Origin of the sequence: Streptomyces sp. NPDC051217 (assembly GCF_044455465.1) — a bacterium.
In the GTDB taxonomy this organism is placed as follows: domain Bacteria; phylum Actinomycetota; class Actinomycetes; order Streptomycetales; family Streptomycetaceae; genus Streptomyces.
In genome coordinates, this window is record NZ_JBITEV010000002.1 from 147,911 (window position 1) to 162,272 (window position 14,362).

The window sequence follows — 14,362 nt, forward strand, 5'->3', positions numbered from 1 at the left end:
CCCAGGACAGGCCGGTTACACGGACGTCGCCGCGCAGAGGCTACGGGCAGCCACCCCTCCCTGGAAAGGTCCATACCAATTCTTTAGGCGAACGGAGACCGCTCATGTCCCGCCGAGCACCCGGACCTCCGCGGATGCGGTACATCGCAAGGCGCAGGGTCGTCCTCATACCGGGCGTATTCGGGCGATCCGACAACACAGCGAGGTGCGGTAGCTGTCGCCGTGCGCCGCCGGGGATCACGGGACAGCCCTTAAGCTCGGCCAATGGCCAAGTATTTCGACGTACACCCCGAGAACCCCCAGCGGCGCACCATCACCGGCGTGGCCGAGAGCATCCGGTCCGGCGCGCTCATCGCGTACCCGACGGACTCCTGCTACGCGTTGGGCTGCCAGTTGGGCAGTCGGGACGGCATCAGCCGGATCCGGTCCATCCGGAATCTCGACGACCGTCACCACTTCACGCTGGTCTGTCAGAACTTCGCGCAGCTCGGCCAGTTGGTGCAGATCGACAACGACGTGTTCCGCGCGATCAAGGCGGCGACGCCCGGCAGTTACACCTTCATCCTGCCGGCGACCAGGGAGGTGCCGCGTCAGCTGCTGCACCCGAAGAAGAAGACGGTCGGTGTCCGTATCCCGGACCATGTCGTCGCCCAGGCCCTGCTCGCGGAGCTCGGGGAGCCGCTGCTCTCCAGCACGCTGCTGCTGCCCGACGACGGTGAGCCGATGACCCAGGGCTGGGAGATCAAGGAGCGGCTCGACCATGTGCTGGACGTCGTGGTCGACTCCGGCGACTGCGGCACCGAGCCGACCACCGTCATCGACTTCTCCGAAGGTGAGCCGGAGATCGTACGCAGGGGGGCGGGCGACCCCGCGCGGTTCGAGTAGGCGCGGAGGGCGGTCACGGGCCGGGGCGGGGCGTATCGGGGGGGCCGGGGCGGGTCACCTCCCGCGTCGCCGACCCCGGCCCACGCCTTTACGCTGGTCTGAGGCTGTCCGGACCGTGTTTCCGACCGCGCCTTTCGACCGTCCGGGCGGAGGAGGGAAGTCCCGCCATGTCGATCATCTCGCGCGGGTTCCACGGCCGAAGGCCGGACCCCGGCCGGAAACTGCCGCCCGGACAGTACGAGGTCCACGACTTTCCCGTCCTGTCCGCCGGGCCCACCCCACGCGTGACGCACGACGAGTGGGAGTTCACCCTCACCACCGAGGCGGGCGCCCGGCACACCTGGGACTGGGCACAGCTGATGGCCATGCCCGTCGAGACGCCGACGGTCGACCTGCACTGTGTGACGAAGTGGTCGAAGTTCGAGACGCACTGGGAGGGGGTCTCGCTCGACAGCCTGATGGAAGACGTCGAGACGGCCGCCGACTTCGCCCTCGTCCACTCCTACGGCGGGTACACGACCAACCTCCCGCTGGAGGACCTGCTCGACGGCAAGGCCTGGATCGCCCACCGCTACGACGGTGAGGAACTGGCCCCGGAGCACGGCGGCCCGGCGCGGCTGCTCGTACCGCACCTGTATCTGTGGAAGTCCGCGAAATGGGTGCGCGGGATCGAGTTGCTGCTCGACGACGAGCCGGGGTTCTGGGAGGGCCTGGGCTACCACTCGTACGGAGACCCGTGGCGCGAGCAGCGCTATCAGGGGGACTGATGGCGCGCGCACCGCTGCGCTGGCTGGTGGCCGAGCTGGTGGACCGGCGGGCGGAGTCGCGGACGGCCCGGACGCTGGTGTTCGACGTGCCCGGCTGGCCGCTGCATCTGGCCGGCCAGCACGTCGACGTTCGGCTGACCGCGGAGGACGGGTACAGCACGCAGCGCAGTTACTCGGTGGCGTCCGCGCCGGACGGTGACCGCGTGGAGCTGACGATCCAGCGGGTGGACGACGGTGAGGTGTCGCCGTATCTGATGGATGTCATGGTCCCCGGCGACCGGGTGGAGCTGCGCGGTCCCATCGGCGGCTGGTTCGTCTGGCGGCCGGAGCGGGCCGAGCCGGTGCTGCTGGTGGGCGGCGGCTCGGGGGTGGTACCGCTGATGTCGATGGTGCGGACGCGTGGCGCGGTGGGCGGGGGCGCGCCGTTCCGTCTGCTCTACTCGGTACGCGAGCCTGACGATCAGCTCTATGTGCCCGAACTGCTGCGCGGGGAGCCCGGCCTCGACACGGAGTATCTCTACACGCGCGCCGCCCCGCCCGAACACCCGAGGCCGGTGGGCCGGTTGACGGCCGAGGATCTTCTCCGCGCGGGCTGGCCCGCCGATCGGCGGCCCATGTGTTACGTGTGCGGGCCGACGGGCTTCGTCGAGAACGCCGCGACGCTGCTGACCGGCCTCGGCCACGACCCCGGCCGGATCAGGACCGAACGCTTCGGCCCCAGTGGAGGATGACATGGACGTCAACCGGACCAGCGACGACACCTACCAGGACGGCAACGCGCTGGGCGGCCCGCTCTCCGAGATCTTCGCGGTCGATCTGACCGGCGCCGTGGGCCGCTGCGCCGGGTGCGGCCTGCGGGGTCCGGTGGCCCAACTGCACGTCTACGACCGGGCACCGGGTCTGGTGGCCCGGTGCCCGCGGTGCGAACAGGTGGTGCTCCGGCTGGTCCGGGGGACGGACACCGCGTGGCTGGACCTGCACGGCGCCTCCTCGCTCACGATCCCCCTCGGCCCGGCGCCCGGACTCTCCGAGGGACGCTGACGGGTCGTCAGGAGCCCACCCGGCGTTTGTTCCAGACGTCGAACCCGACGGCGGCCAGCAGCACCAGACCCTTGATGACCTGCTGGTAGTCGGTGCCGATGCCGACCAGGGACATGCCGTTGTTGAGGACACCGAGGACGAGTCCGCCGATGATCGCGCCGAACACCGTGCCGACGCCGCCGCTCATCGACGCGCCGCCGATGAACGCCGCCGCGATGGCCTCCAGTTCGAAGTTGACGCCGGCCTGCGGGACACCCGCGTTGAGGCGCGCCGCGTAGACGATCCCGGCGAGCGCGGCCAGTACGCCCATATTGACGAAGACGAGGAAAGTGACACGCCGGTCCTTCACGCCGGAGAGTTTCGCCGCCGCGCGGTTGCCGCCCAGCGCGTACACGTGCCGGCCGACGACGGCGTTGCGCATGACATAGCCGAAGCCGATGAGCAGCGCGGCGAGCAGCAGCAGGACGACGGGGACACCGCGGTAGCTGGCGAGCGTCATGGTGAAGGCGAGAACCGCCGCGGCGAGCGCCACGCACTTGGTGAGGAAGAGGTTGCGGGGCAGGACCTCCAGCTCGTACTCCTTCTGGCGGCGGCGGTCCCGCACCTCCTGGAGCAGCGCGAACGCGAGCAGTGCCAGCCCCAACAGGAGAGTCAGATTGTGGTAGTTGGTGGCCGGTCCGATCTCCGGGAGGTAGCCGGTGGAGATCTTCTGGAAGCCTTCGGGGAACGGGCCGAGCGAGCGTGAGCCGAGGAAGATCTGTGTGCCGCCGCGGAAGAGCAGCATCCCCGCGAGGGTGACGATGAACGAGGGGATGCCGACGTACGCGATCCAGAAGCCCTGCCAGGCGCCCGCCACCGCGCCGATGGCGAGGCCGAGTACGAGCGCGAGGACCCACGGGATGTCGTGCTCGACCATCATCACCGCGCACGCGGCCGAGACGAACGCGGCCAGGGAGCCGACGGAGAGGTCGATGTGGCCGGCGATGATGACGATCATCATGCCGATTCCCAGCACCAGGATGTAGCTGTTCTGGAGGACCAGGTTGGTGACGTTGTTGGGCTTGAGGAGTACGCCGTCGGTCCATATCTGGAACAGCACGACGATCAGCGCCAGCGCGATGAGCATGCCGTACTGCCGCATGTTGCGCCGCGCCGCGTCCAGCAGCAGATCGCGAGTGGTGGTGGAGTGCGGGCGGGCGGGCCGCGGTGCGTCGCCCGGGGACTTGTCGCCCGGGGACTTGAAAAGGTCGGTGGTGGCCGGACCCATGTCGTCTACCTCGTGTTCCTGGTCATGTGGCGCATCAGGACTTCCTGGGTCGCCTCCGCTCGTGGGATCTCACCGGTGAGCCGGCCGGCCGCCATCGTGTAGACGCGGTCGCACATCCCGAGCAGCTCCGGGAGTTCGGAGGAGATGAAGACGACGGCCTTGCCCTGTGCGGCGAGCCGGTCGATGACGGTGTAGATCTCGTACTTGGCGCCGACGTCTATCCCGCGGGTCGGCTCGTCGAGCAGGAGCACATCGGGTCCGGCGAAGATCCACTTGCTGAGGACGACCTTCTGCTGGTTGCCGCCGGAGAGCCGGCCCGTCTGTTCGAAGACCGTCGGGGCCTTGATGTTCATGCTCGTTCGGTAGGACTCGGCGACGCGGGTCTCCTCGTGCTCGTCGACGATGCCACGCCGCGCGACCTTCGGCAGGGCGCTGAGGGTGATGTTGCGGCCGATGGTGTCGATGAGGTTGAGCCCGTACTGCTTGCGGTCCTCGGTGACGTACGCGATGCCGTGTCCCACGGCTTCGGGCACGGTCCTCGTACGGATCTCCCGGCCGTCCTTGAAGACGGTCCCGCTGATGTTGCGGCCGTAGGAGCGCCCGAAGACGCTCATGGCGAGTTCGGTGCGGCCCGCGCCCATCAGGCCGGCGATACCGACGATCTCGCCCCGGCGGACATGGATCGAGACGTTGTCGACCACCTTGCGCTGCTGGTCGATCGGGTGGTGCACGGTCCAGTCGCGGATCTCCAGCGCGGGCCGCGCCCCGGGGTCCCCGTCGTGCGGTGTGCGGGCGGGGAAGCGGTGGTCGAGGTCGCGGCCGACCATGCCGCGGATGATGCGGTCCTCGGTGGTCGACCCGGCCCTCACGTCGAGGGTTTCGATGGTGCGGCCGTCACGGAGGATGGTGACGGAGTCGGCGACCTCGGCGATCTCGTTGAGCTTGTGCGAGATGATGATGGAGGTGATGCCCTGTGCCTGCAATTCCCTTATGAGGAGCAGGAGTTGGGCGCTGTCCGAGTCGTTGAGCGCCGCGGTCGGCTCATCCAGGATGAGCAGCTTCACCTCTTTGGCGAGGGCCTTGGCGATCTCCACCAACTGCTGCTTGCCCACGCCGATGTCGGCGACCCTGGTCTGTGGGTGCTCGGTGAGTCCGACCCTCTTCAGAAGCGCGGCGGCGTGCTTCAGCGTCTCGTTCCAGCTGATGATCCCGTGCCTCGCGTGCTCGTTGCCGAGGAAGATGTTCTCGGCGATGGACAAGTACGGGACGAGGGCCAGTTCCTGATGGATGATCACGATGCCGCGGGCCTCGCTGGCGCCGATGTCCTTGAAGGCGCAGGGTGAGCCCTGGAAGAGGATCTCGCCGTCGTAACTGCCGTGCGGATGAACGCCGCTGAGGACCTTCATCAGCGTGGACTTGCCCGCTCCGTTCTCCCCGCAGATGGCGTGCACCTCCCCCGGCGCCACGGTGAGGGTGACGTCGGAGAGCGCCCTGACCCCGGGGAAGGTCTTGACGATGGAGCGCATCTCCAGAACGGGTGCGGTCACAGGTCACTCGCCTTGATGTAGCCGGAGTCGACGAGGACCGACCGGTAGTTGGCCTTGTCGACGCTGACCGGGTCCAGCAGATAGGCCGGGACGACCTTGGTCTCGTTGTCGTACGTCTTCTCGTCGTTGACCTCGGGCTTCTTGTCGTTCAGTACGGCGTCGGCCATCTGTACCGCCTGTTTGGCCAGCGCCCGGGTGTCCTTGTAGACGGTCTGCGTCTGCTGTCCGGCGATGATCGACTTGACCGAGGCGACCTCGGCGTCCTGGCCGGTGACGAGCGGGTACGGCTTGGCGGACGTGCCGTAGCCGTCGGACTTCAGGGCGGACAGGATGCCGATGGAGATCCCGTCGTAGGGCGAGAGAACGGCGTCGACGTCCTCGGAGCCGTAGGACTTGGTGAGCAGGTCGTCCATGCGCCTCTGCGCGGTGCCGCCGTCCCAGCGGAGAGTGGTGATCTGGTCGAGCTGTGTCTGGCCGCTCCTGACGACGAGTCGCTTGCTGTCGATGTACGGCTTGAGGGTCTTCCAGGCGCCCTGGAAGAAGTAGCGGGTGTTGTTGTCGTCCGGCGAGCCGGCGAACAGCTCGATGTTGAACGGGCCTTGGTCCTCGCCGCCGTCCTTCAGGCCGAGCTTGTCGATGAGGTACGTCGCCTGGAGGACGCCGACCTTCTCGTTGTCGAACGACGCGTAGTAGTCGACGTCGGGGCTGCCCAGGATGAGCCGGTCGTAGGAGATGACCTTGATGCCCTGGTCGGCCGCCTGGCCGAGGACGTCGCCCAGCGCGCGGCCGTCGATGGAGGCGACGACGAGGACGTCGACGCCCTTCGTGATCATGTTCTCGATCTGGGAGACCTGCTGGTCGACGTCGTCCTCGCCGTACTGGAGGTCGGTCTTGTAGCCGAGCTTCTCGAACTCGGCGACCATGTTGCGGCCGTCGGCGATCCACCGTTCCGACGATTTGGTCGGCATCGCGATCCCGACGGTGGAGCCCTTGCCGCCTTTCTTCTCTTCCTTGCTCCCGCCCTCGCCGCTTTGGCCGCAGGCGGTCAGTGCGAGGGCGAGCGATGCGACGACGACGGTGAGTGCGGCGCGGCTGGTGCGCATGGTCATCAGTCCTTGTCCTTAGGAGAGCGGGAAACGGTTGAGCGGTCCGGGGAGGCGGGAGCCGAGCGGCGACATGCCGCCGTCGGCGCCGTGCCGGGCGAGCAGGTCGAGGACGAGCCGGCCGCGCCGTACGCGTTCGCGGGCGGTGGCCAGGGTGAGCTCGCGCAAGTGGGCGCCGTACGGGTAGATGCCGGGCGCCTTGGAGAGGCCGAACTTCAGGTACAGGGGCGCGCCGCGCCGGATCAGTTCGGCGGTCTCGTACATCCGGACGTAGCCGCCGAGATCGTCGGGTGCCTCGATATAGAGATCCATCGGGGCCCGGCTGGCGCCGCGGATCTCGGTGAAGTGGGCGAGCGCGAGATCGGAGGGGATGTTCAGGGAGTCGGCGCCCAGGCGTTCGTAGACCGCGTACGAGGCGGGGTTGACCGGCCCGATGAGCGCCGACACCTTGAGGGTGGTGTCGGCGGGCAGGTCACCACGCGCCCGCAGCCGGTGCAGTGACCAGAGCACCCCCTCGTCGGCGACGAGCAGGCATTTGACGCCCAACTCGGCTGCGCGCAGGGCGTCTTCGACACAGCCGGCGACGGCGTCGCGGCCACGGGCGCGCAGACCGGCGCCGCCGGAGTCGGTGCGGGTGGCCGCGCCGGTGTCCCAGGTGCCGCGTGGGCCGGTGAAGAGGCACAGTTCGATGTCGCGGTCCGCGCAGGCGCCGGACATCTCGGTGATCTCGTCGTCGGTGAGCATCCAGACGCCGCTGCCCTGGCTTATCCGGTGGACGGGCACGTCGAGGCGGGCGGATTCCTTGAGGACTTCGGTGAGGGCTTCGGGGCCTTCGACGGAGGGGATCTCGGTGCGCCAGGTGCCGCCGTCGGGGAAGGTGTGCGGCGACGTGTCCGCGGGATGGTCCTCCGGGGCGGCCAGGCCGAGGGCGGCGAGGGCCTGCTCACCGGGGCGGCGGCGGGTGCCGGGGGCTGATGCGTCGGTCAACGGACATGTCCTTCGGTCGCTGCCTGAGGGTGCTCGGCGGTGCTTGCGTTCAGGGGAGTTGATGGACGTGGAGAGATGTTCGATATTTCGAACCACGTTCGGATCTCGCGGCCGGAGGCGGTCATGGGGAGCCCCACCGGCGTGGTCAGGGACGCAGCAGCACCTTCCCCGTGCCGGGATCGCCGCCGCCGACGAGCGCGAGCGCCTCGGCGTACCGCTCCAGCGGGAACTCGTGGGTGATGAGCGGGCCGGGGTCGAGCAGGCCCGCCGTGAAGGCGCGCACTGCGAAGGACCAGGCGGCCGACGGGGCGCCGAAGACGCTGCGTACGGTCAGCTGGTTCAGCGAGAGGTGGACGGGGTCGATCCCGGTCGCACCGGCCGTGAACATGCCGGTGAGTACGACCCGGCCGCCACGCCGTGCCAGCAGGCAGGACGAGGCCGCGGTGGTGGGCGCGCCCGCCGTCTCGACCACGAGGTCGTAGTGGCCCCGGCGGCCGTCGGCCTCCGCCGGTGTGAGGACTTCGTGCGCGCCGAACGTGGGCGCGAGGGCGGCGCGTCGGGCCCGCGGTTCGACCACCGTCAGCTCGCCCGGGGCGTACGCGGCGAGGAACTGGACCGCGAGCAGTCCGAGCGTTCCGGTGCCCACGACGGCGATCCGCTCGCCGGGCTCCGGGCAGCCGGCCCGTACGGCTCCGGCGACCACGGCGGCCGGCTCCAGGAGGGCGGCGGCCCGCAGATCGGCGTCGTCGGCCAGGGGGTGCAACAGCCGTGCGGGGACGGCGACATGGTCGGCGAACGCGCCCGGCCGGGTGAAGCCCGTCTCGTCGTAGCCGCCGGTGCACAGCGATGTGTCGCCGGTGCGGCACCGCTCGCAGATGCCGCAGGTGCGAAAGCCCTCGGCGACGGCGCGCCTGCCGACGAGCGCCGGATCGACCCCCCCGCCGACGGCCTCGACTGTGCCGGACCATTCATGGCCGGGGGTGACGGGGTAGCGGACGTAACCCGGGTCGCGGCGGCCGTGGTACACCTCGCGGTCACTCAGACAGATCCCGGCGGCCGCGACCTTGACCAGCACCTCCCCGGGTCCGGGGACGGGTCGCTCGCCCTCGACGAGCCGGTGGACGCCGGGCCGGTCGACGACGATGGCCCGGCTCATCGGGGCGCCTTCGGGTCGCGCTTCTCCCAGCCCTCGGCCCAGAGGTCGAACCGGGCCTGCTGCTGCGGGAATTCGGCCGCGGCGTCGGCGTCGAACTCGACACCGAGCCCCGGCGCGTGCGAGATCTCGAAGCAGCCCGTCTCCGGATCGACCTCGGGCGCGCCCGTGACGATCTTCTTGATCTCCGCGTCGGCGAAGTCGTTGAAATGCTCAAGGATCTTGAAGTTGGGCGTGCAGGCGGCCAGTTGGAGGCTGGCGGCCGTCAGCACGGACCCGCCGACGTTGTGCGGGGCCACCAGCACGTAGTGCGTCTCGGCGGTGGCGGCGAGCTTCCGCGTCTCCAGGATGCCGCCGAGGTGGCCGACGTCCGGCTGGATGATGTCGGCGGCCTGGGAGGCGAACAGCTCACGGAACTCGATGCGGTCGTGGATGCGTTCGCCGGTCGCGACGGGGATGTCCACCTTCCCGGCGACCTTGCTCAGCGCCTGAAGATTCTCCGGCGGTACGGGCTCCTCCAGCCACGCCGGGTCGTACGGGGCCAGTTCGCGCGCCAGCCGTACCGCCGTCGCCGGGCTGAACCGTCCGTGCATCTCCAGCATCAGCTCGGTGTCGGGGCCGATCGCGTCCCGTACGGCCTCGATCAGCGACACCGCGTAGCGGGTGCCGGCCGGGTCCAGCTCGAAGTGGCCGGTGCCGAACGGGTCGATCTTCAGGGCGCGGTAGCCGCGGGCCACGACCGCCTCGGCGGCCTGGTGGTACGCCTCCGGGGTGCGCTCGGTGGTGTACCAGCCGTTCGCGTACGCCTTGACCCGGTCGGTGACCTTTCCGCCGAGCAGCTGCCACACCGGGACGCCGAGCGCCTTGCCCTTGATGTCCCAACAGGCCATCTCCACCACGGCGATGCCCGACATGACGATCTCGCCGGCCCGCCCGTAGTCGCCGTACTTCATCCGGCGGACCAGGTCCTCGACCGCGAACGGGTCGGAACCCGCGATGTGGTTGGTCTCGGCCTCGCGCAGATACCCGACCAGCGCGTCGGTCCTGCCGAGCATCCGCGTCTCGCCGACCCCGGTGAGCCCCTCGTCGGTGTGGACCAGGACGTAGGTGAGATTGCGCCAGGGCGTGCCGACGACATGCGTGCTGATTCCCGTGATGCGCACTGCGGTACCCCTAGCTGTTCGATATTTCGTCACGCGTTCGAAATGCTGGCGTGACCGTAAACAGCCGGGCGGGGGGTGTCAATGGGGCGTGCAGCCGCTAGCCTTTGTTCGTCATTCCGATCAATGGCCGAAGTATCGAACACGAGGTGGGGCAGACATGGGACGGCTGGTCCCCGCGGTGACGCGGGCGTTCGACATTCTCGAACTGTTCCTGGAGGGCGACGGGAAACTCTCCGCGCCCGATGTCATCCGCCGGCTGGGGCTGCCGCGCACCACCGTGCACGAACTGCTCACCACCCTCGCGGCCCGCTCGTATCTGGAGGCGATCCCCGAGCAGCCCGGCCGCTACCGCCTCGGCGTACGCGCCTATCAGCTCGGCAGCCGGTACGCGGAGCAGCTCGACCTCGCCGCCGAGGGCCGGCAGATCGCCACGGACATCGCGGAGACCTGCGACGAGACCGTGCATGTCGCGGTCCTCGAAGCCCTCGACGTCATCTACATCGCGAAGGTGGACTCCACCCACACGGTCCGGATGGTGTCGGCCGCGGGCCGCCGGCTGCCCGCGCACTGCACCTCGGTCGGCAAGATGCTGCTGGCCTCACTCCCCGAGCCGGAGCTCGACGCCCGGCTCACCGGCGCCGAACTCACGGCCATGACCGCCAACAGCATCACCGACCCGGCTGTGCTGCGGACGGCGCTCGCCGGCATCAGGCGGCGCGGTATCGCGGTGGAGCACCGGGAGTCCAACTCGGACGTGAGCTGCGTGGCCGCTCCGGTCCGCGACAGGCGGGGCCAGGTCGTGGCCGCGCTCTCGATCTCCGTCCCGATGATCCGCTGGACCGAGACCCGCGAGGAAGAGCTGGCCCAACTGGCCGCGAAGGGCGCGGAAGCACTGTCGGTACGACTCGGACACCGGTCGGGGCACCAGGGCGCGTCCGCGAAGTAGCGCCGTCCGCCCGCAGGACGGGGGCCCGCGGCGGCTGGTGCGGTGCGTCGCGAGGCGGAGGATCGGCGTTGTCGATGGACCGGACGTACGTGGCCGGCTGAAGACAACGCGGCGAGGTCCGTGCCAGCCGCCGCGGGCCAGGCGGGACTTTCACCACACGCCTAGGCCTGTCCGCCGGGCGCGGTGGCCGGTCGACCGCTCCCGAGGACTTTCCACTCGTGCGTGACAAAGTATGGACGCTCCCGACGGAAGTCTCTAGTCTTTCGCTCGACGTCGACTGGCGGCGTACATGACAGGACCTCAGTCGAGCCGCGAACCGACAGAACGCCACGTCCGCATCCGCATCCGTTGCCAGACCTCCGTATCCGGTTCGAAGGGCTTGCCCCGCGGTGAACTCCGCCCAGGGGCCAGGGTGTTCTTTCTTCCCGGTGCGCGAAGTGCCAGGAGGAAGAATGGATCAAAGACCGGGCCGCCGCCTGCGCAGCTGTCTGCTCAGTCTGCTCGCCGTCTCGTTCCTCGCCACCGGCCTCATGACAACCCCGGCGACCGCCGCCGACCCCGTCGCGGCCGATCCCGTCACCCGTGAAGTGCCGCCGCAGGAGCCGGGGGTCACACTGCGCGTGTTCGACGTGCAGGTGCCGCTGGACAAGATCTGCGTTCTGAAACCCGGACAGACCCCGAACGCCGACACGTTGAAGCCCACGATCGACTGGTCGTCCACCGACGACTTCGGCGGGATCGGCGACAACTTCGTGTCGCAGGTCATCGGCAACATCGACGTCCCGCAGGACGGTTCCTACGCCTTCCGGCTGACCAGCGACGACGGTTCGCGGCTGCTGATAGACGATCAGGTCGTCATCGACCACGACGGTCTGCACGGCGCCGAGCCGAAGGACGGCACGGTCACGCTGACGGCCGGTTACCACTCCCTGCGTATCGAGCACTTCGACCGCACCGGCGGCCAGAACATCACCCTCGCGTGGCAGCCGCCGGGCGCGTCCGGCTTCGCCGTCGTACCCAACTCCGTTCTCAGCACGGACGCCGGTGTCGTACGTGTGACGGCGCCGGGCCGCAAGGAGTGCGAGGGCGTCCGGGACTCCCCCGGCGACGGTCTGCCCCTCAACAGCGTGCACCCCGGGTACACGCTGACCGACCTCCGGCCGAGCGGGTTCGAACCTCAGGTCACCGCCATGGACTGGCTGCCCGACGGCCGGCTGGCCGTCACCACCTGGGGCGGCACCGACAATGTGACCGGCGAGGTCTACCTCCTCAGCGATGTCACGGGCAGCACGGGCCCCGACAAGGTGAAGGCCAAGAAGATCGCCGAGGGTCTCAAGGAGCCGCAGGGCATCAAGTATGTCGACGGTTCGCTGTATGTGTCGCAGAAGCACGAGTTGACGGAGCTTCAGGACACCGACGGGGACGACGTCACCGACACCTACCGGAAGGTCGCGACCTGGCCGCACGGCGGGAACTTCCACGAGTTCGCGTTCGGGCTGCTCTACCAGGACGGCTTCTTCTATCTGAACCTGTCCGTCGCGATCAACCAGGGCGGCGCGACGACGGATCCGCAGCCCGCGAAGAACCGCGGCTCCACGATCAAGGTGAACAAGGAGACCGGCGAGGTCAGTTACGTGGCCGGTGGCCTGCGGACCCCCAACGGCATCGGCTGGGGCCCCGAGGGCGACATCTTCGTGACCGACAACCAGGGCGGCTGGCTGCCCTCGTCGAAGCTGGTCCACATCAAGCAGGACCGCTTCTTCAACCACTACACCAACCCGGCCGGGCCGTTCGACGCCAAGCCGGTCACCAAGCCGGTGCTGTGGCTGCCGCAGAACGAGATCGCCAACTCCCCGAGTACGCCTCTGCTGTTGAAGGAAGGGCCGTTCGCCGGGCAGATGATCTTCGGCGACGTCACGTACGGCGGCATTCAGCGCGCGTATCTGGAGAAGGTCAAGGGCGAGTACCAGGGCGCGGTCTTCCGGATGACCCAGGGCCTCGAAGCGGGCGTCAACCGGATCAGCATGGGCCCCGACGGCGCGATCTACGCCGGTGGTCTCGGGGCCGGCGGCAACTGGGGCCAGGAGGGCAAACTCTCCCACGGCCTCCAGAAGTTGACGCCGAACGGCCAAGAGGCCTTCGACATCCTGGCGATGCGGGCGAAGCCGGGCGGCTTCGAGCTGGAGTACACCAAGCCGCTCTCCGCCGAGACCGTCGCGGAGCTGGTCGACCGCTACGAGGTCAAGCAGTGGTACTACACGGCGACGCCGGACTACGGCGGTCCGAAGATCGGCGAGGAGACGCTGAAGGTCCAGTCGGCCACGGTGTCCGCCGACGGCAAGAAGGTCACCCTCGCGATCGACGGCCTCAAGTCCAACCGTGTGGTGCACGTGCGCTCGCCGCGGCCCTTCAGCGCCGAGGGCGGTGAGACGCTGTGGAGCACCGAGGCCTGGTACACCCTCAACTCGCTGGTCGGGGGTGAGGCGCCGAAGACGCTGTACGAGGCGGAGGAGGCCGCGCTGACCGGCGGCGCGCGGGTCGACACCGAGCACCTGGGCCACTCCGGCGGCGGCTTCGTCGACAGTTACGGGACGCAGGGCGCCACCACCACGTTCGACGTGACGACGACCAGGGCGGGCAAGTACGACGTCGGGCTGCGGTACGCCAACGGTCCGAACCCGTTCGTCGGCGACAAGACGGTGAGCGTCTACGTCAACGGCCGCAAGATGAAACAGCTGAACCTGCCCAGCACCGGCAAGTGGGACGGCTGGGCGACGGCGACCGAGTCGCTGCCGCTGAGCCGCGGGGCCAACACCATCGCGTACCGGTACGACGAGGGCGACACCGGCCATGTCAATCTCGACCTGATCTCCGTCCATCCCAACGACAGCCGCATCACGCTGTTCGACGGGAAGGACCGGTCGCAGTGGCAGCACATCGACGGCAGTGACGTCCGGTGGCCGTCGGCGGACGAGGGAGCGATGGAGGTCTGCTGCGGCGACATCCGCACCAAGCAGGCGTTCAAGGACTTCAAGCTGCATGTCGAGTTCCGGGTGCCGCAGCTGCCACCGGACGTGACCGGCCAGGACCGCGGGAACAGCGGTGTCTATCTCCAGGAGCGGTACGAGGTCCAGATCCTGGACTCGTTCGGTGTCGAGAAGCTCGCCGACAACGAGGCGGCGGCGATCTACACCAAGAAGGCGGCGGACCTCAACGCCTCGACCGCGCCGGAGACCTGGCAGACGTACGAGATCACGTTCCGTGCCGCCCGCTTCGGCGCCGACGGGAAGAAGACGGAGGACGCCCGCGTCTCCGTGGTGTGGAACGGCAAGCTCGTCCACGACGACGTGGCGATCGACGGTCCGACGGGCAACGGCGCGCCGGAGACCACGGCCAGCGGAGCCATCCGGCTCCAGGACCACGGCAACAAGGTGCGTTACCGCAACATCTGGATCGAGCCCGAGGCGTAGCCGGCCGGACGGTCTCCAAGCCCTCTCCCCCCG

12 protein-coding genes are annotated in these 14,362 nt (G+C 69.1%); 6 read left to right on the plus strand and 6 right to left on the minus strand.

What is annotated here, in order from left to right; translation table 11 throughout:
* Positions 1–264 precede the first annotated feature (264 nt).
* The 4 genes from ACIBBB_RS05760 (at position 265) to ACIBBB_RS05775 (ending at position 2,693) form a co-directional block, all read left to right on the plus strand.
* Positions 265–885, plus strand: coding sequence for an L-threonylcarbamoyladenylate synthase (locus ACIBBB_RS05760; protein WP_398979108.1), 621 nt, complete (start codon positions 265–267; stop codon positions 883–885).
* A 167-nt stretch (positions 886–1,052) separates the two neighbouring features.
* Positions 1,053–1,652 carry a sulfite oxidase-like oxidoreductase gene (locus ACIBBB_RS05765; protein ID WP_398979110.1) on the plus strand — a complete coding sequence of 200 codons (600 nt, stop codon included), beginning with the start codon at positions 1,053–1,055 and terminating at the stop codon, positions 1,650–1,652.
* Positions 1,652–2,383, plus strand: coding sequence for a ferredoxin reductase (locus ACIBBB_RS05770; RefSeq protein WP_398979112.1), 732 nt, complete (start codon positions 1,652–1,654; stop codon positions 2,381–2,383). The genes ACIBBB_RS05765 and ACIBBB_RS05770 overlap by 1 nt, the downstream gene beginning before the upstream one ends.
* Position 2,384: 1 nt before the next feature.
* Entirely contained in the window at positions 2,385–2,693 is a 309-nt protein-coding gene (locus ACIBBB_RS05775) for a DUF6510 family protein (RefSeq protein ID WP_398979114.1), read from the plus strand.
* 7 nt (positions 2,694–2,700) lie between these two features.
* Here ACIBBB_RS05775 and mmsB read toward each other — a convergent pair whose 3' ends face one another.
* The 6 genes from mmsB to ACIBBB_RS05805 all read right to left on the minus strand — a co-directional run bounded on the left by mmsB (position 2,701) and on the right by ACIBBB_RS05805 (position 9,913).
* Positions 2,701–3,960, minus strand: coding sequence for a multiple monosaccharide ABC transporter permease (gene mmsB, locus ACIBBB_RS05780; RefSeq protein ID WP_398979116.1), 1,260 nt, complete (start codon positions 3,958–3,960; stop codon positions 2,701–2,703).
* Between the two features lie 5 nt (positions 3,961–3,965).
* Positions 3,966–5,507, minus strand: coding sequence for a multiple monosaccharide ABC transporter ATP-binding protein (gene mmsA, locus ACIBBB_RS05785; RefSeq protein WP_398979118.1), 1,542 nt, complete (start codon positions 5,505–5,507; stop codon positions 3,966–3,968).
* On the minus strand, positions 5,504–6,610 hold the full coding sequence (chvE, locus tag ACIBBB_RS05790; protein ID WP_398980035.1) for a multiple monosaccharide ABC transporter substrate-binding protein: 1,107 nt from the start codon (positions 6,608–6,610) through the stop codon (positions 5,504–5,506). The genes mmsA and chvE overlap by 4 nt, the downstream gene beginning before the upstream one ends.
* Before the next feature lie 18 nt (positions 6,611–6,628).
* Positions 6,629–7,597, minus strand: coding sequence for a hypothetical protein (locus ACIBBB_RS05795; protein WP_398979121.1), 969 nt, complete (start codon positions 7,595–7,597; stop codon positions 6,629–6,631).
* Between the two features lie 145 nt (positions 7,598–7,742).
* On the minus strand, positions 7,743–8,753 hold the full coding sequence (locus ACIBBB_RS05800) for a zinc-binding dehydrogenase (RefSeq protein WP_398979123.1): 1,011 nt from the start codon (positions 8,751–8,753) through the stop codon (positions 7,743–7,745).
* Positions 8,750–9,913: a mandelate racemase/muconate lactonizing enzyme family protein gene (locus ACIBBB_RS05805; RefSeq protein WP_398979125.1), complete on the minus strand. Its 1,164-nt coding sequence runs from the start codon at positions 9,911–9,913 to the stop codon at positions 8,750–8,752. The genes ACIBBB_RS05800 and ACIBBB_RS05805 overlap by 4 nt, the downstream gene beginning before the upstream one ends.
* A gap of 157 nt (positions 9,914–10,070) precedes the next feature.
* On the opposite strand from ACIBBB_RS05805, the gene ACIBBB_RS05810 reads away from it, so the two are divergent.
* A complete protein-coding gene (locus ACIBBB_RS05810; protein WP_398979127.1) occupies positions 10,071–10,859 on the plus strand; it encodes an IclR family transcriptional regulator in 789 nt (262 codons plus the stop codon).
* 452 nt (positions 10,860–11,311) lie between these two features.
* Positions 11,312–14,329, plus strand: coding sequence for a family 16 glycoside hydrolase (locus ACIBBB_RS05815; protein ID WP_398979129.1), 3,018 nt, complete (start codon positions 11,312–11,314; stop codon positions 14,327–14,329).
* Positions 14,330–14,362 lie beyond the last annotated feature (33 nt).